This is a genomic window from Limnohabitans sp. Rim47 (genome assembly GCF_001517545.1).
Classification (GTDB): Bacteria; Pseudomonadota; Gammaproteobacteria; order Burkholderiales; family Burkholderiaceae_C; genus Limnohabitans_A.
Genome location: NZ_FBYA01000003.1, coordinates 382,742 through 399,665 on the forward strand (window position 1 = coordinate 382,742; position 16,924 = coordinate 399,665).

General features: G+C 58.5%; 15 protein-coding genes. 9 read left to right on the top strand and 6 right to left on the bottom strand.

Going from position 1 to position 16,924, the window contains the following annotated elements:
* Window positions 1–110 precede the first annotated feature (110 nt).
* Genes BN3544_RS09675 through BN3544_RS09715 form a run of 9 tightly spaced genes read left to right on the top strand, consistent with a single transcriptional unit; the run spans window position 111 to window position 8,097 of the window.
* Entirely contained in the window at window positions 111–293 is a 183-nt protein-coding gene (locus BN3544_RS09675; protein WP_019430729.1) for a Flp family type IVb pilin, read from the top strand.
* Window positions 294–322: 29 nt separating this feature from the next.
* Window positions 323–856 (top strand): prepilin peptidase, encoded by a 534-nt coding sequence (locus tag BN3544_RS09680; protein ID WP_019430728.1) that lies wholly within the window; start codon window positions 323–325, stop codon window positions 854–856.
* A 36-nt stretch (window positions 857–892) separates the two neighbouring features.
* Window positions 893–1,753, top strand: a complete 861-nt coding sequence (cpaB, locus tag BN3544_RS09685) for a Flp pilus assembly protein CpaB (protein WP_036075369.1) — start codon at window positions 893–895, stop codon at window positions 1,751–1,753.
* A 31-nt stretch (window positions 1,754–1,784) separates the two neighbouring features.
* Complete coding sequence (locus tag BN3544_RS09690) at window positions 1,785–3,269, top strand: type II and III secretion system protein family protein (protein WP_019430725.1); 1,485 nt, start codon at window positions 1,785–1,787, stop codon at window positions 3,267–3,269.
* A complete protein-coding gene (locus BN3544_RS09695) occupies window positions 3,266–3,574 on the top strand; it encodes a hypothetical protein (RefSeq protein ID WP_019430724.1) in 309 nt (102 codons plus the stop codon). Before BN3544_RS09690 ends, BN3544_RS09695 begins: the two co-directional genes overlap by 4 nt.
* 10 nt (window positions 3,575–3,584) lie before the next feature.
* Window positions 3,585–4,772: an AAA family ATPase gene (locus BN3544_RS09700; protein ID WP_019430723.1), complete on the top strand. Its 1,188-nt coding sequence runs from the start codon at window positions 3,585–3,587 to the stop codon at window positions 4,770–4,772.
* A gap of 35 nt (window positions 4,773–4,807) precedes the next feature.
* Window positions 4,808–6,166 (top strand): CpaF family protein, encoded by a 1,359-nt coding sequence (locus BN3544_RS09705; protein ID WP_019430722.1) that lies wholly within the window; start codon window positions 4,808–4,810, stop codon window positions 6,164–6,166.
* Window positions 6,166–7,140, top strand: a complete 975-nt coding sequence (locus tag BN3544_RS09710) for a type II secretion system F family protein (protein WP_019430721.1) — start codon at window positions 6,166–6,168, stop codon at window positions 7,138–7,140. Before BN3544_RS09705 ends, BN3544_RS09710 begins: the two co-directional genes overlap by 1 nt.
* A 9-nt stretch (window positions 7,141–7,149) precedes the next feature.
* Window positions 7,150–8,097: a type II secretion system F family protein gene (locus BN3544_RS09715; RefSeq protein ID WP_019430720.1), complete on the top strand. Its 948-nt coding sequence runs from the start codon at window positions 7,150–7,152 to the stop codon at window positions 8,095–8,097.
* A gap of 131 nt (window positions 8,098–8,228) precedes the next feature.
* On the opposite strand, the gene BN3544_RS14540 is transcribed toward BN3544_RS09715, so the two are convergent.
* The 6 genes from BN3544_RS14540 to BN3544_RS09745 all read right to left on the bottom strand — a co-directional run bounded on the left by BN3544_RS14540 (window position 8,229) and on the right by BN3544_RS09745 (window position 16,799).
* Window positions 8,229–10,136 (bottom strand): calcium-binding protein, encoded by a 1,908-nt coding sequence (locus tag BN3544_RS14540; protein ID WP_019430719.1) that lies wholly within the window; start codon window positions 10,134–10,136, stop codon window positions 8,229–8,231.
* A 91-nt stretch (window positions 10,137–10,227) separates the two neighbouring features.
* Window positions 10,228–10,761, bottom strand: a complete 534-nt coding sequence (locus tag BN3544_RS14275; RefSeq protein WP_155820550.1) for a hypothetical protein — start codon at window positions 10,759–10,761, stop codon at window positions 10,228–10,230.
* A gap of 236 nt (window positions 10,762–10,997) precedes the next feature.
* Complete coding sequence (locus tag BN3544_RS09730; RefSeq protein ID WP_019430718.1) at window positions 10,998–11,843, bottom strand: class II glutamine amidotransferase domain-containing protein; 846 nt, start codon at window positions 11,841–11,843, stop codon at window positions 10,998–11,000.
* 79 nt (window positions 11,844–11,922) lie between these two features.
* Window positions 11,923–13,149 carry a putative HlyD family type I secretion protein gene (locus tag BN3544_RS09735; RefSeq protein WP_019430717.1) on the bottom strand — a complete coding sequence of 409 codons (1,227 nt, stop codon included), beginning with the start codon at window positions 13,147–13,149 and terminating at the stop codon, window positions 11,923–11,925.
* A 16-nt stretch (window positions 13,150–13,165) separates the two neighbouring features.
* Window positions 13,166–15,478 (bottom strand): type I secretion system permease/ATPase, encoded by a 2,313-nt coding sequence (locus BN3544_RS09740; protein WP_019430716.1) that lies wholly within the window; start codon window positions 15,476–15,478, stop codon window positions 13,166–13,168.
* Between the two features lie 4 nt (window positions 15,479–15,482).
* Window positions 15,483–16,799, bottom strand: coding sequence for a TolC family protein (locus BN3544_RS09745; protein ID WP_019430715.1), 1,317 nt, complete (start codon window positions 16,797–16,799; stop codon window positions 15,483–15,485).
* Window positions 16,800–16,924 lie beyond the last annotated feature (125 nt).

The following is a 16,924-nucleotide window of genomic DNA, read 5'->3' on the forward strand; positions in this document are numbered from 1 at the left end:
GAAAACACCGTTGCAAAGAGGGCGTCTTTGTTTTTGATGAGCGCAGAGCGCCATCGCGGGCAAATGGACGTCACTTGAAGTTCATCAACCTTGATCTGGAGTGAGTCAATATGAAAACGCAAATCCAAAACTTTATCAACGACGAGTCGGGTGCAACTGCTATCGAATACGGCTTGCTGGCCGCTTTGGTCGCCTTGGGCATTGCGGCCGGTGCCACAGCGTTGGGTACGCAATTGGGAGCATTGTTCACGCGCATCTCGACACGCCTGGCTGCTGCCGTTTTTCCGGCTTGAAGCGCATCAACAGAACCCAGGAACCAATCATGCCAACCCTGCCATTGGAGTTTGTCAGCTTGTTGGCCTTGACCACATTGCTGGTGCTGGCCGGCTGGCACGACTTGCGGATGCGACTGATCCCAAACACCTTGGTGCTCTGGGGTTTGATCACTGCGCTGGTCTTGTCGATGACCCCTCGGGGCATCGGACTGACATCCGCAATGCTGGGTGGCATGACCGGTTTTCTGGTGTTTTTGTTTTTGCACTTGTTCAAGATGGTCGGTGCCGGCGACGTCAAATTGGTGGCGGTTGTCGGCATGTTCGTCGGTTGGCCAGACATGGCGAAAGTCTGCCTGGCCATCTTGAGCGCTGGCGGTCTGTTGTCCGTGGCCTGGGCCCTCTGGGCATCGCGGTGGCAGACGGTTTTGAAAAATTTGCAGACTGGTTTGATGAACCAGATCCGGTCTGGGCTCTTACCGCAAATCGGTCAGCCCCTGATCGCTCAGGTCTCCCCCGAGCGTGTGCCCTATGCCTTGGCGGTTGGTATGGGAACCGTAGCTCATTACGCCATGCCATGGTGATGGCGTTGTCACGGAATTTGGAACAGGAACAACAACATGAACAAACGTCCGGTTTTGATGATGGTTGCGGCGACCACCGCGGCCTTGGCCACCGTTTCTATGGCAGCCATCTGGCTGAAGCAAAAGGACGACAACAACACCATCAAGGTGGTGGTCGCGACCCGGGATCTGCAAATCGGCACCCGCTTGCAGCCGGCCATGCTCGAGACGGTGAGTTGGCCTATCGCCGCGCCCATTAAATCGCCTTTGCAATCGACCGAGCAAGCGTATGACCGCGTGATCAACATGCCCATCTTGAAAGGTGAGCCGATACAGGAAACCAAATTGGCGGCCCTGGGGCAACAAGGCGGTCTGTCCTCGGTCTTGAAAGACGGCAAGCGGGCTGTGACTGTGAAAGTCAATGAAATTGTGGGTGTGGCCGGATTTGCGTTGCCCGGTAATTTTGTGGATGTGATGGCCAACATTCCGGACAAAGACAACAACCCGGTTTCCAAAATTGTGCTGGAGCGGATTCAGGTATTGGCTGTTGCCCAAGATGTGGCCAGCACTGAAAACAAGCCGCGTGTGGTGAGTGCAGTCACTTTAGAAGTGACCCCACAAGAAGCTGAAATCATTGATTTGGCCCGAAGTGTCGGTGCCTTGTCTTTGGTCTTGCGCAGCCAGGTGGATGTTGCCAGTGTCGAAACATTGGGCTCACGCAAGGCAGATTTGTTGCAACGGGCTGGGCAACTTCAACCCAAGTTGGCCGATGCGTCTTCGCCGGCATTGCTAGACGCCGCTTCGCGTTCAGCGCCCGTGCGTGTGGTCAGACGTGTGAGCACGACTGCGCCGTCCAAAGTGACGGAAAAAATGGAAGTGATTCGTGGGGTTAAAAAATCCCAAGAGTCGGCCGAATAAAACCGCTTTTTTGTCTGTGGATCACATCAGTATGAAAAAAATCATCTCAACATTTTCGGCGCATGGGTTGGCCATCGCATTGAGTTTCTCTTTTCCCTTATTGGCCGCTGAAATCGAAACAGCACCGCCTAAAAAAATAAGCAAGCCTGTGGCTACTGCCCCGTCAGAAAAGGCGCTCGCGTCGCAAGGGCCCGTCGAGTTGTTGCCTGGCGTCGATCTGAGCACGGGAAAGTCCACCCTGCTCAAGCTGTCAGAACCGGCGCTGCGCATCTCGATTGGTAACCCGGATGTGGCCGATGTCACCTTGATCAACGCCAAAGAGGTTTATCTGCTGGGTAAAAAATCCGGCGTCACCAATTTGATCGTCTGGTCTGCCAACGGCAAAACCACTTTGCGCGATGTCAATGTCGGGCTGGACACTGCCATGCTGGAGTCCAGACTGGCCAAGTGGGTGCCTACCAAAGAGCCCTTGATGGTCGATGTGATGGCCGATACGGTGGTGTTGCGCGGGCGCGTTCCCGATTCCACCAAAGTGCACCGGATTGTGAGCTTGGCCGAGGCCTACACAGGGGGCAAAAAAGTCATCAACATGCTGCGTGTGGAGGGCTCTCAGCAGGTCATGCTGGAAGTTAAGGTGGCCGAGGTGTCGCGTACGCTTCTCGATGAATTGGGGGTGGACATCAACCTCACCCGAACAGCGGGCAGCACCTCGGTGTCCTTGCTGTCGCAATTTTTGTCCAATGGCGCAACGGCCTTGACCACGGCACGGGCCAATGGCAATACCACCATCACACTCACGGCAGAAATGAAAAAGGGTTTGGTCAAAATCCTGGCCGAACCCACCATCACCGCCATCAGTGGGCAGGAAGGCTCGTTTCTGGCGGGCGGCAAGATCTTCATCCCTGTGCCTCAGGGGGGCTCCAGCAACAGCATCACCCTCGAAGAAAAAGAGTTCGGTGTCGGCTTGAGTTTCACGCCCACCGTGTTGGAGGAAGGACTGATCAATCTGAAAGTGACGCCCGAAGTGTCTGAGCTGTCCCAGTTGGGGGCAACGGTCAAGGCGCTCAATGGTCAGGTCAGTGTCTTGCCTTCTATCACCACCCGGCGAGCCTCTACCACCGTGCAGCTGAGAGATGGTGAAAGTTTTGCCATTGGTGGCTTGATCAAAAGCAATGTGACCGAGGCGATTCGCGCATTGCCCTTGTTGGGGGAGCTGCCCGTGCTGGGGGCCTTATTCCGCAGCAATGCGTTCCAAACTGAAAAATCCGAATTGCTGTTCGTGATCACGCCTCGATTGGCCAAAACAGCTGAGCAGACCTTGGCCTTGCCCACGGACCATTTCAAGCCGCCCACCCGAGCCGAATTCATGGTCGAGGGCTTGATGGAACCTGCACCTTCGACATCCGCAGACAAGCCAACCGCTGCCCCAGCCCCAGCCCCAGCCCCAGCCCCAGCCCCAGCAGATGAGGCTCTTGCAGTACCCCCACAAACCTCGACTCTAGGAGAGATGAAATGACAGCCATCACGATCGGCAAAGTCCAAAACCTGTGCGCGTGTCTGCTGGTGAGTTTGACCGCAGCGGGTTGTGCCAACACGCCTTATGCGGACGCACCGCAAGCAGGGCAATCGGTTCGCCAAGCGTGGGCTGCGCAAACACTGAATGCGGATGCAGGACAAAAAAAATGGCCACTGGCTGACAGCGATGGCGTTGCCATGAAGTCTGCCGTTGACCACTACCAAGGCTCCTTTGAAAAGCCACCCGCCCCGGTGAATGTCATGAACATTGGAATCGGTGGCTCGACCGGCACTGCTGGTCGTTGAAAGGACTGACATGAACACTTATTTATTGGCACCGGATGCCGCCACGCTCGAAATGTTGCGCAACACAGCGCAGTCGCAGAGTTTGACGGTCAAGTCCGCAAATGTTCGCGCTGCAGGACAGGCTTTGCGGCCTCTACTCCAAACTATTGAGTCTGGTATTTTGTTGCTGTGCAGTAGCCAAGCGCAATTGGCCGAAGACCTCGAAGTACTGGAATCTATGACTTGGTCTAACCCGCAGGTCAGTGTGGTCCTGATCAGTGACAGTGATACCAAAGAGGATTTGATGCGTGCCATGCGCGCGGGCGTTCGCGAGGTGGTGGCATCACCACCCGCACAGACTGAGCTGATTGACGCTTTGCGCCGCGTTGTGGGGCATCACGGGAAAACCCGAAATACCGATGACAGTTTCGTTGGGACCGGAAAAATTGTGGCCTTCATTTCGTGCAAAGGCGGCAGCGGATCTACTTTTTTAGCCACCAACATGGCCTATTTGATCGCTGACACCTTCAATCGCCGGTGTGTTCTTGTTGATCTGGATCTGCAGTATGGCGATGCCTCGTATTACATGAGTCAAGACGATGCCAAAAACAACATCAGCGACTTAACGCAACAAATCGATCGTCTTGACGCACAGTTGTTGAGCAGTTGCATGCAGCGCATTACCCCAAGGTTGAATTTGCTGGCAGCCCCCAATGAGCCCGGTGTGGCCTTGGCCATCACCTCCAACCAACTTGAGCAGGTCTTGACATTGGCCAAACGCATGCACGAGTTTGTGGTGCTCGATTTGGACTGTTCCATTGATGCGGTCACGCTCAAAGCATTGGACATGGCAGATGTTGTCTATGTGACGATGGAGTGCAACTTGCCCGTGGTGCGCAACGCCAAACGACTGGTCAAGCTTTTCCACTCTTTGGGATATGGCGACGACAAGCTGAAGTTGCTGGTGAACAAATTCCAGTCTGATGGTGCGCTGGATGTCAAAAGCATCGAGCAAGCCGTGGCCATCAAAGTTCACCACACCGTTCCCAATCAGGTCGAGGCAGTGACCGAAGCATTTAATTTGGGTCGACCGCTGGAACTGTTGCACCCACAAAACGGCGTGCTCAAAGCCTTGCGCGACATCACCGCGTCGCTGTTGCAAACCCCTTTGCCAAAAAACCGCGGCTGGATGGATCGTTTGATGGGTAAAGCCGCCTGAATGGCGACCCGCAACAAAAGGAGATTGCTTTGAAAGTGGACATCCGCCAGCATTTTGAGTCGCAAGCATCCATTCCGATCGCTCTGGCGACTGCACAGTCTCCCAACAGGGTGACCGCGGTTCGGCTTGAATCGATCAAGTCACAGATACACCGAGAAATTCTGGCGCAGGTGGATCTGCGGCGCATGGAGACGATATCGCCTGAAGCCCTGCGTCAGGAGCTCAAGGGACTGACCCAAAGACTGCTCGATGAAAGTGGCTTGGCCATCAACGAGTCAGAGCGTCGGCAGATTGTCCAGGGCATCCAGGATGAAATGTTGGGCTTGGGCCCTATTGAGCCCTTGTTGGCAGACCCCACCGTGTCCGACATCTTGGTCAATGGTCCGCACAGTGTGTATGTCGAGCGCAAAGGCAAGATCGAGTCGACCCCCATTGAATTTGACAGTGAGGCGCATCTGATGCGCGTGATTGACCGCATTGTTTCGCGCATAGGCCGCCGTGTGGATGAGATGAACCCCATGGTCGATGCCCGACTGCCGGATGGTTCACGCGTCAATGCGGTGATACCTCCTTTGGCCATTGATGGCCCCTTGCTGTCGATTCGCCGTTTTTCGGTGGTGCCTTACACCATGATGGATTTGCTGGCATTTCACACCCTCACTGCAGAGATGTCTGAACTCATCAATGGTTTGGTCAAGGCCAAGATCAATTTGTTGGTGTCGGGTGGGACAGGCAGTGGCAAAACCACATTTTTGAATGTGATTTCGGCCAGCATTCCCCACGATGAGCGGATTGTCACCATCGAAGATGCGGCTGAATTGCAATTGCAGCAACCGCATGTCGTGCGCATGGAAACCCGACCTCAAAACATCGAGGGCAAGGGAGAAATCAGCCAGCGTGCCTTGTTGCGAAACAGTCTGCGCATGCGACCAGACCGCATCATTTTGGGCGAGGTTCGTGGTGCTGAAGTGCTGGACATGTTGCAGGCCATGAACACCGGACACGATGGCTCTATGACCACCATCCATGCCAATTCGCCGCGCGATGCCATCACCCGTCTCGAGCACATGTTGGGCATGGCCGGACTGAACGTAGATGCGCGCTCGATGCGACAACAAATCAGTGCTGCATTGACCGTGATCGTGCAGGTTTCCCGCTTGTCAGATGGTCGGCGCAAGGTGACCAGTCTGCAAGAAATCACGGGCATGGAAGGGGATGTGCTCAGCATGCAGGAAATATTTAAATTTGACCAAACAGGCATCTCGCCTGAAGGCCAGGTGTTGGGCCGCTTTGTGGCCACGGGGATTCGCCCCAAGTTTGTGCAGCGCCTGAAAACACGCGGCATTCAATTGCGAGAAGACTTGTTTGATCCTTTGAACTTTCGAGGTGCATGATGGACTTGGTCTATTGGTTCATTTTGGGATCGTGCGGCATCGCCAGTTTTTTGATGCTGTTGGGCTTGTACGAGGCTTGGCGCATTCACTGGAGTCCCCGTCAAAAATTACTCGACCACAGGATGCACCAGATGTTCAGGCACGAGCAGCAGCATTCTCATACGCCCCTTGTCCACAGACGCACACTGAGTCGTTTCGACACACTGGATCGTTGGTTGAGCCAAGTGCCCGGCATAGATGGTTTTGACCGCTTCCTTCGTCAAACCGATTTGCCCTTGGATGTTTCGCAGAGCCTGATGATGGGTTTGCTGTTGGTTGTGGCAGCTGGCCTTGTGGGTGTGGGGCTGCACTTGCCGGTGCTTGTCACCGGCCTGATGGTGCTGGGTGCTTTGGGGAGCGCCCTGTATTTCCTCAAGTACCGGGGTGTGCAAAGGATCATCGCCATCGAGAAACAACTGCCCGATGCGCTCGACCTCATGGTTCGGGCTCAGCAATCGGGCCATGCTTTTATCAGCGCCCTGCAGATCACCGCAAGCGAGTCTCGCCCGCCCATTTCGCTGGAGCTGCGCAAGGTGTTTGATGAGATCAATCTCGGCATGAGTGTTCAGTCGGCCATGAACCATTTGGCCGAACGCATCGACAGCAAGGAAATTCGCTACTTTGTGGTGGCTGTGCTGATTCAAAACGAGACGGGCGGCAATCTGGCCGATGTCTTGCGCAAGACAGCCACTTTGATCCGTGAGCGTCAAAAAATTGCGGGTGTGGTTCGTGTCTTGTCCGCCGAGGGCCGTATCTCTGCTTGGATCTTGTCGGTCATGCCATTTTTGCTGGCATTTTTGTTGCATCTCATCAATCCCGAGTTTGTTTCGGCTCTTTGGAAAGACCCGATGGGTCTGGCCATGCTGGGTGTTTCTTTGGGCTTGATGTTGGTGGGCGTTTTCTGGATGTCCCGACTGGTTCAAATCAAAGTCTGAAAGCGTGTCATGTCCACCTTGAATTTTCTTTTTCTGGGTTTTTTGTTCCTGCTTGTAGCCTCTTTGGTTTATCTCGCCTTGAACCAATGGACCTCCGATGATTTCGAAAAGCGCCGATTGGGCTTGGTTCAGCCCAGCCGACCTGCAGAACATGCTTGGCTCAAGCGCATGCAATCGAAGATGATGGCCTTGCTTTTAAGGATCAGCCCCTGGGCTGGCACGGCGGCACCAGAAGATGCTTTGCAGCCAAGCACTTTGCAGATACGGCTTTTGAATGCGGGCATTCGGTCAGGTCTGGCGGTACCGATTTTTCTCGGCTTGAAAACATTTTTGACTTTTTTTCTGCCCGCGTGTTTCGTGATGCTGACGTGGTTGTTGCAGTTGACGTGGTCTGAGCTGATGTTTTGGACCGGCGTCATGGCTGCGGCTGCGCTGGGGTACTACACGCCCAATGTGGTTTTGCACCAGTTGGTCAAGAAACAGCAAATGATCTTGTTTCATGCCGTGCCGGATGCATTGGATTTGATGCGTTTGTGCGTGCAGGCCGGCTTGGGCCTGGATGCCGCCATTGAAAGGGTGGGGCGTGAAATGCGTTTGTCCTATCCGCAGTTGTCGGACGAGTTTGCCTTGACGGGGCTTGAGCTGCGAGCCGGGTCTTCACGCGCAGAAGCACTGCGCCATCTTTCACAGCGCATGGGCTTGCCCGACATCGAAGGTTTGGTGGCGATGCTCATCCAGGCAGACCGGTTTGGCACCAGCATTGCCGAGTCACTCGAGGTGCATTCTGATGCGCTCAGAACCAAACGCCGGCTGATTGCCGAAGAGGCCGCGGCCAAGTTGCCCATCAAACTGTTGATCCCCTTGATTTTTTGTGTTTTCCCTGCCTTGATGACGGTCCTTTTGGGGCCGGTCGTGATCAGCATCACGCAGCACTTGTTTCCTTTGGTGAATGGGTAAGCCTTGCGCGATGCGAGTGGGATCGTATGAGGGGGGGCATTGCCCCCCCTTTTTTTTGTTGTCCCTCAACAAGCCAATGCTGGGATGGCATCAGGCGATTCGGTTTCTGACTCGCCTGAGGTCTAAAAGTTTCAAACCACAAAGTGCTCGATGTCCAGGCTGGCCGCGTCAACGCCCATCAAAAGGATGGACAGCTCGGCGGGGTTGCCGCCTGAGACCTGGCCGTCGGTGTCCAGGTAGAGCATCGCACCGTCCGTGTGCTGTACCGCCCAGATGGCGTGCGCTTGCGGACCGTCTGCCATCTGGAGTTCCAGACCCAAGGCACTGAAGTCGATGTGGTCGTTGGCCATGTCGAAGTCGGTGATGGTTTCCATGCGGCCGGCGTGTTCAGTGCCACGGTCACCAGCTTGTTCATCTCCACCGTCCGATTCACCTCGTGAGGGCGCATCGCTGGTGGCCTTGTAGACAAACACATCGGCACCCCGACCACCGGTGAGCTGGTCTGGGCCTGCGCCGCCGATCAGCACGTCTTTGCCATTGCCCCCCATCAGCACATCGGGGCCGCCTTCGCCCATGAGCAGGTCTTTGCCGTTACCAGCGTCCACCCAATCCGCCCCGCCGCCAGCCCAGACCTCGTCTTGGCCGTTGCCAGTGTGGATGATTTGGCTGCCGCCGCCCGCTTCGATCAGGTCGTTAAATTGTGTGCCGGTGATGACCGTAGCTTCATCGCCAAGATCGCCGCCATGATCGCTGTCTTGGCCGTCGCCTTGCGCTTCGTCACCATCGGCTCCGCCGTCGTCATCGCCGCTGGTCAAGGCCAATTCGTCCGCGCCGAGGGCCAACACAGGCTCGTCTATCTGCACCTCTGGCGTTGCGATTTGAAAGGCCCCTGTTTCGTGCATGAAGTTGATCACTGCGCGGGCGTCATCGGCCGCTTGCGCAAAGTCATTAACACCCGACGCCGTTGCAGCTTGGGACTCGAATGTCTTGCCATCGCCACTCAGGCTCAGATAGGAGTCGGTCCATTCGGCATTTTTAAACACGGCTTCGAGCAGGCTCATCTGCACCTGTTCCAAGTCTGTGGTGTCGCCGTCGGTATCGGCATACCACTGCAGCCAAACCCCTTCAAAGCGGGCCTCGCGGTTGTAGTTGTAGGTTTCTTGGGCACCGTTGTTGAAATCAAAATAGTCCACCTGCGGCTGGCTACCCACTTGGGTGACTGTGTTCACACCCAGCACCGTGTTTTGGTAGAGCACAGCATCCAAGCTGATGGGTGCTGATTTTGAAAATGCGGCCCCCAGCAAACTGGAAGGATCCCAGTCGGGCGATGCCGCATTCTGACCCAGCAGGACTTGCAGCGATTCGGGCCAAAATTCGGTGACCGCTGGCCATGATGACTTGCCGCCTGCGGTCATCAGAAACTGGTAAAGCGCCAGGTTTTCCAGGGGCGAATCGATGGTCACGCCGTCGCAAACGATGCGACCCGCCGGATCGACACTGAGTACGGAGGCTGCGTCGATTTTGGTCATGGCTGCTTCGAGTGATTTTTCCATCACTTTGTCGGGGGCGCGGGCCACGTTGGCACGTTCGAGGTCAACCGTCTGGGTCAGGGCCACTTGATCGGCCGGGATTTCATAGTCGCCATCGATGTTGGCCACAAAGTAAATAGGCAAGCCGTTGGAGCCAACCAAGATGGGCTGCCCGTTGGCATCCAGAACCGGCTCACCGTTGCCGCCGCCGTCAGTGGGGTTTACATCGCGCAGCAGCACGTATTGGTCACCGTACAAGTCGCCTTTTTTGCTGCCAGCGCCTTCCGGTTTTCCGCCGCCTGAGCCGCCGCCCTCACCGTCGCCGCCGCCGCCGCCGCCGCCGCCAGAGCCTCCTCCACTACCAGAGCCTCCGCCGCTGCCGCTGCCTCCGCCACCGCTACCGCTACTGCTACCTCCACCGCCAGAGCCGCTCCCGCCGCGTGCAGCGGCCGCCAACCAATCGCTGGGCGTGGCTTCGTTCATCATGGATGTGTCTGTGATTTTTTTCATGGTCTTTGCCTTTGAAGTTTCAGTTTGGAAAGAAGGTGCTCAGCCTGAATGCCGAGCACCGGTGCAGCCATACGAGGATGGCGATAGGTGCTCAGCGCGTGCGCAGTTGGTCGCGCAGTTGTTGTTGTGTTTGGTCCTGCAGTTGCAGTTGGTCGCGCACCTGTGTTTGAACCTGCTCTTGCGCACGCAGTTGCTCCAGCGTTCGAAGTTGTTGCTGTTCCTGGCTGCGCAGTTGTTGCTGAATGGCCGGGGTGTCTTCTACATGCGTTTGGATTTGTGCGCGGGTTCGGGCGAGCATTTGCTCTTGCACTTGCAGCTGACTGCTGGTTTGGTTCATCAACTGTTCTTGGCTGCGCATTTGCGTTTGCGTTTGTGCCAAGGTTTGCTCTTGCGTGCGTTGCTGGTTTTGCAACTGACCGGCGTTGCCACGCGACGCGTTGGGCCCGGCCACCCAAGCAGCACCCGAAGGACTCCCCGGTGCACCCGCACCTGATCCCGTGCCGGAGCCTGCGCTTCCCCCTGTGCCACCTCCTGAACCATCACCCGCCCCACCTGCGGCTTGCAAGCTGGCGCAAGCGAGCAAAGTGAGCATGGCCCCGAGTTGTTTTAAATGCTTTGTGTTCATGGATCGTTCCTTGGTTGATTTCAGAAAATTCGCGCAGTCCATCCGTTTGTGTGCCGGTTGTTGCGCCTTGAAACGCTGCTTGCAGCGTTCACTTCAGTCCAGTGCGAGGGCACAGCGAAGTGGCTTCATTCTGAAAAAAAGGAAGCAATTTTTGAATTGATCTTCGGGTCTGTTTGGCTATGCAGTTCGGCCTAAATCGGGTCTGGATCAAAGGGTGTGCAGACCGTCAAAATGCCTCAACTGTGCAACTGGTGCGTGACGCCATGGGGGTGCGCGTGCACTTCCAGCACTTGTCCATCTGGCCAGGCGGGCAAAGCTTGCAGACCCGCAGGCAAAGCTGCCGGGTGGCTAGACCAAGCGAGCAAACCGGGACTGGCCGCTGCATGCAAATCAACTTCGCGCCGCACAGCAAACACGCGCTCAGGGTGGTCGTGGAACAGCACGCCCACGCACACCTGGCCTTGTACCAAGCCCAGCGCACGGTGCAGGGCTTGCACCGGATCGCTCTGGCAGGAGACGTCGATCAGGTGCGCCAAAAGTTCGGCATCGCAGTTGCTTTTGAAGTGGTAGTCCCGTTCGATCAAGGCTTCGCGCAGCGCGGGGCTGGCTTGCAGCGTGCCGTGCAACACCACCGCCACGCGGGTGGGGCTGTTGAGGTGGGCCTTGGGGCCGTGGCTCAGTTGGGGCAAGGCTTGTTGCAAGGCTTGCGGGCCGGTGCCGCCAGAGGGCCCGGTGTGGCCCAGGGCCACGCAGCCATGCAAGCCGTTCAACCCGTTCAACCCGTTCAACCCGTTCAACCCGTTCAACCCGTTCAACCCGTTCAGGCGTTGCGGGCTGTCGGCGTTCAAGGGCGACTCTTTGAAGGGCTGTGCCAGATGACTTTCGCGCAGTTGTTGCAGCCAAGCGGCCGCGCCTTGCGCACGGCGGTGACGGTGCAGGCGCGGTGGGCTGGGTGTGTGGCCTTGGCGACCGTGCACCACCAGACCGCAATGATGGTGGCCGGTTTGTGCCAGTTGCTGCAAGCCTTGCAACACGCTGTGCAGTGCGTTGCCCGTGGATGCGATGCCGATGATGCCGCTCATGGGGCTTTCCTCTTGCGTTGGGCTGAGGTTTGGTTGAGTGGGCCTGGGCCTTGGGAAGAGCGGGTTCAACCGAAAAAATTCAACGCTCGCGCAGTGCCTGCGTGAGGGCTTGCACCGGGCGCAGCAGGTATTCCAGAACGGTCTTTTGGCCGGTCTTGATTTCCACCAACGCCGACATGCCGGGGCTGGCGCGCATGTCCATGCCATGGCGGTGCAGCTGGGTGTCGGTGATGCGCACCAAAATCCGATAGTGACCTTCTTCGAGGTTCACAGGCGGGCTGCCAGGCGCTCTGCCCTTGCCGTCGCCGGTCAAGGTGTCTGGGCTGATGTGCTCGAGAACACCTTGCAGTCCGCCGTATTTGTTGAAGTCAAAGGCGCTCAGCTTCACAACGGCGGGCTGGTTGACTTTAAGGAAGGCCACTTCTGAGGGTTTGACATAGGCCTCCACCACCATCTCGTCTTGCACCGGCACGATTTCCAGAATACTTTGCCCGCTCTGGATGACGGCGCCCAAGGTGGTGTGTTGCACGTTTTTCACAATGCCATCCATGGGGGTGCGGATCACCGTTTTTCGCAGCGCGTCTTCGCGCGCCAAGGTGTTTTCACGCGTTTGTGCCAACTCGGATTCGACGCGCACCAGTTCATTGCTGGCCTCGGTCAGGTAGCGGTTTCGCCGCTCTGCCATGGTCGACTGCAAGTCGGCTTGCTGGCGCTTTAGGCGCAGCAATTCGACTTGCGACATCACGCCTTGCTTTACCAGTGGGGCGACCAGCTCCAGCTCGGCGCTCAGTTGTACCAGCGACTGCTGCATGGCGGCCATTTGCTCGTTCAGGGCTTGCCTGCGGGCCCGAAAGGCCTGGGTCTCGCGCTTGACGATGTCGGTCTGGTTTTGCACTTGGAGCGGAAAGCGCAGCGGCATGCCATAGGCCTCGGCTTGCAGCCGTGCGGCTTGAGCTGACAGCGCCAGCCATTTTTCGCGCGCTTCGCGGAACATCGGGCCGGTCCGCGCATCGTCGATGCGCAGCAGCACTTGGCCTTTGACCACCGCATCGCCTTCGTGCACCAGCATTTCGGCCAAAACGCCCGTGTCCAGGCTTTGGATCACTTGCTCGCGGCTGGAGGGGATGACCTTGCCCGTGCCCCGCGTGATCTCGTCGAGCTGAAAGCTGGCGGCCCAGAGCAATGCAACGGCCAGCACCAGGGCCATGGTGCGGATGAGATAGCGGCTGGTGCGCCGCTCGTCGTCTTCGATGCTGCGCCCGGACAGCGCTGCAGCGGCTGAGGGTTTGCGTGAAAAAAGGGACATGTGAACTCCTGGGGCTTCAAGCGGCGGCTTGGGCGGGGGCTGTCTGTGCTGGCAACTGCTTTGGTACCTTCTCTGGCACCATCTCTGGCGCATGACCCGCAGAAGGTGGGCTGCTGCCCGCCTTGGCCGGGGGCGTTCTGGCCTTGCGGGGTGACGGTGCTGCGCTGATCTTTTTCACCATCTCGTCGCGCGGGCCTTCTGCCAGCAAGCGACCATGTTCGATCACGGCGATTCGGTCGACCCAGGCGAGCAACTGCAGGCGGTGGGTGCTCAGAACGAGGGTGCGCCCTTTCAACCAATGGCCCAGCACCTCGATCACCCGCGCTTCGCTGGTCTGGTCCATCATCGAGGTGGGCTCGTCTAAGAACACCAGGGCCGGATCGCGCAGCATGAGTCGGGCCACTGCCAGCATTTGCCGCTGCCCGCCCGACAGACCACCACCGGCCTCGGTCAGGGGCATGTCCAGGCCTCGGGGGTGCTGTGCCACCAAGCTGTAAAGGTCCAGCTTCTGCAGCACCTCGGTCACGCGGGCATCGCTGATCCAGCTGTCCGACAGCACCAGGTTGTCCCGCAGCGTGCCCAGAAACAATTGCGCCTCTTGACCCACATAGCCGATGCGGCCACGCAGCTCGGCCGGTTCGATTTGTTGCAGGTCGATGCCGTCGATCAGTACTTGGCCGCTTTGTGGGGTGTAGAGCCCAGCCAGCAAACGCAGCAGCGTGCTTTTACCACTGCCGATCTTGCCCAGCATCGCCAGGTGTTGGCCCGCGGGCAGCGTCAGTGATATGTCTCGGATGACCTGAATGGGTTGTTCGGCGGGGTAAGCAAAGGACAGCGCTTGCGCTCGCAGTTCACCGGTGATGTGCTGGGGCACGACATAGCGGCGCGAGCCGTCGCGGTCACGCGGGCGTTTCATGAGTGCGTCCAGCGTGTCCAGCGCGGTGCGCGCTTGCTGGTAGCGTGCTGCCAGCGACATGACGCTTCCTAGCGGCGTGATGGCGCGGCCGGCCAAAATCACGCAGGCGATCAGGCCGCCCAAGGTGAGCGTGTTGTCACCGATCATGTAAACGCCAAAGACCACCATGCCCACTGTCACCAGCTGCTGCATGCTGGTCGTCAGGCCCAGCATCAGGTTGCTCAGGGCGCGAATTTTTTTGTATGAATCGGTGGTGGCCAAGTTGGCTTTTTCCCAGCGCCGTTGCAGGTAGCTTTCGGCGTTGTGGGCCTTGAGCAGTTCCAGATTGAGTAAAGACTCCACCAGCACGCTTTGCTTGTCGCCGCTTTCTTTCATGTTCTCGCGCATGGCCCGCATCAGGGGCCGCTGTGCCCACACGCCCACCAGCACGAGCAAGGGCACGGCCAACACCGCGATCCAGGCCAGGGGCCCACCGATCAGGCCTATCAGGGCCAGGAACAGCAAAATAAAGGGCATGTCTACCAGCATCACCATGGAGGCCGAGGACATGAAGTCGCGCAGCGATTCGAAGTCGCGCATGGAGCTGGCAAAGATGCCAATCGACTGGGGCCGGTGCTCTAGCCGGATGGCCATGATTTCGCGCAGCAGTGTGGCGTTCAGGCTCAGGTCGGCCTTGCGCCCGGCCAGATCGACCAAGCGTGCTTTGAGCCAGCGGATGCCGAACTCCAGCACGATGGCCAGCGTGGTGCCCAGAGCCAGGGTCCACAGCGAGGTGTAGGCCTGGCTGGGTACTACTTTGTCGTAGACCGTCATGGCAAAAAACACGGCGGCGAGGGTCAACACATTGGCCACAGCAGAGGCCAGCATGGCTTCGATGTAGAAGCCTTTGTGCCGCCATACCGTGCTCCAGAACCAGGCCAGCGCTTCGCTTTGGTAGGGCACCATTTGCTGGGCCGAGCTTTGTGCGGTGGGCTTGACCACCAAGACTTCGCTGTGTGCCAGCGCTTGCAGCTCTGGTAGGGGCATTTCAATCTCGGTCATGCCCGATTCGGCCATCAGCACGCGTGCGGTTTGTCCGCTTTGCGCCAGTAGCACAGCGGCGCGGCCGTCGAGCAGAGGCACGATGACGGGCAGCACATAGGGCGGCAAGGTCGCCAGCGTGGTGCGTGACCACAGCGCCACCATGCCGTGCAGTCTCGCCAGGTCGGGGTAGGCGCTCCAGGGGATGCGGCCTTCGTCGTCCACCGCAAAACCCGCACGCAGTGTTGACAGGTGCACCTCGCGGTCGATGCGTTTGGCCGTGAGCGCCAGGCACACCAGCAGTGGGTCGCGCTCGGGTGGCGCCACGCGGTGCGGTGCGTTGGCTTTGTGCAGAAGCGACGCGGCAGTGGGGGGTGAGCTTGGCATGTCCATGGTGTTACCGGGGTGTGGTGGGTGTATCGGGGCTGACTGCAAAGGCGTCGGCCAGCTGGCCGAGCGTGGCCAGCACGCGGGCCTGTGCGGTGCGTGCTTCGTGGCTGGCCGTGAGCGCGGCGCTTTGGTAGGTGTAGAGGTCGCTCTGGATGTTGAGCAGGTCCAGCAAGGCACGACGGCCCACCCTGAACTGCTGCGCGTAGCCAGTGGCCAGTTGCTGGGCGGTCAGGGTTTGCTGCTGGCCCAGTTCGGCTCGGGTGATCGCTGATTGCCAGTCGCTCCAAGCGGTGGCCAGTTGTTCTTGCAGCTCCAGTCGGGCTTCTTGCAGCTGTGATTCGATGACTTGCACCCGCGCCAAGGCGGACTCTTCGGCCCCTTGGGCGCTGCCACCGTCCAGCAGTGGCAGGTTCAGTTGGAGCTGCGTGACAAAGCGGCCCTCGTCCACGCCGTTGGTGGCTAACTTGCTGTGTGTAAGGTTGAGCGTGGGCGCACTTTGGGCACGGGCATAGCGAACGCTGGCCAGCGCTGCGTCGCGCTGGGCCAGCCACTGCGCCAATACCGGGTGCTGGTCGTGAAGGTCTTGCAGCGCTTGCGCCAGATCGGCGTGGCGTGTGGGCAGCGCAAAGTCAAGGCCCACGGGCTCGGCTGGCAGCGGGGCCATCAGCAGGCGGGTCAGGCGCTGGGCGGCGGCGTCCAGTTCGGTCTGGGTTTTGAGTCGGATCAGTCGGGCGTTGTCGTGGCGCACGCGGGCCTGGTCCAGGTCGATGCGGCGGCCGGTGTCGACTTGGGCAATTTTTTCGAAATCGTTCAGGATGCTCGCGTGCTGGTCCAAGTTGTCTTGCGCCAGTGTCAGCATGCCTTGCTGATGGGCCCATTGCAAATAGGCTTCGGTGCTCAGCAGGGCCACTTCGTCGCGGGTGACTTGCTGCTGCTTCTGGCTGGCCAAGGCCAGCGCTTGGGCGCGGTCCACATCCGACTGGATGCGGCCGCCGGACCACAGGTTCAGACTGAGGTTGGGGGTCTGGAACCAGCGCTCGGTACTGCCTGCAAGAGGGTGGCTGGCGTATCGAGCCGACCACGACAGCTGAGGCCAGTGTGCGGCACGGGCGCGAGCGATGTCGGCCTGTGCGGCCTCGCTTTGGTAGCGCGCTGCGCTCACGCTGGGGTAGTCGGTTAGGGCTTTTTGGACGGCTTGCTGCAGGCTTTGCGCGGCGCCATTGCTGGGTAGGCTGGCCAGCAGTCCCGCCGCCAGCAGGCTGAAAACGCGTCTACAGGGCAGCAGCCACAAGGGTGTGCAGTGGTGGGGCAGGGTGAGGGTCATGAAAAAAGAATGGGGCTGGTCAGAACAAATCCGTGACCTTCAGCGTAGGTGTGCACATGGCTTGTGGGCATCCCGAAAAATGACTAGGGGGCTTACCGGCAAAGCGGTAAACCCCCTGTCAAACG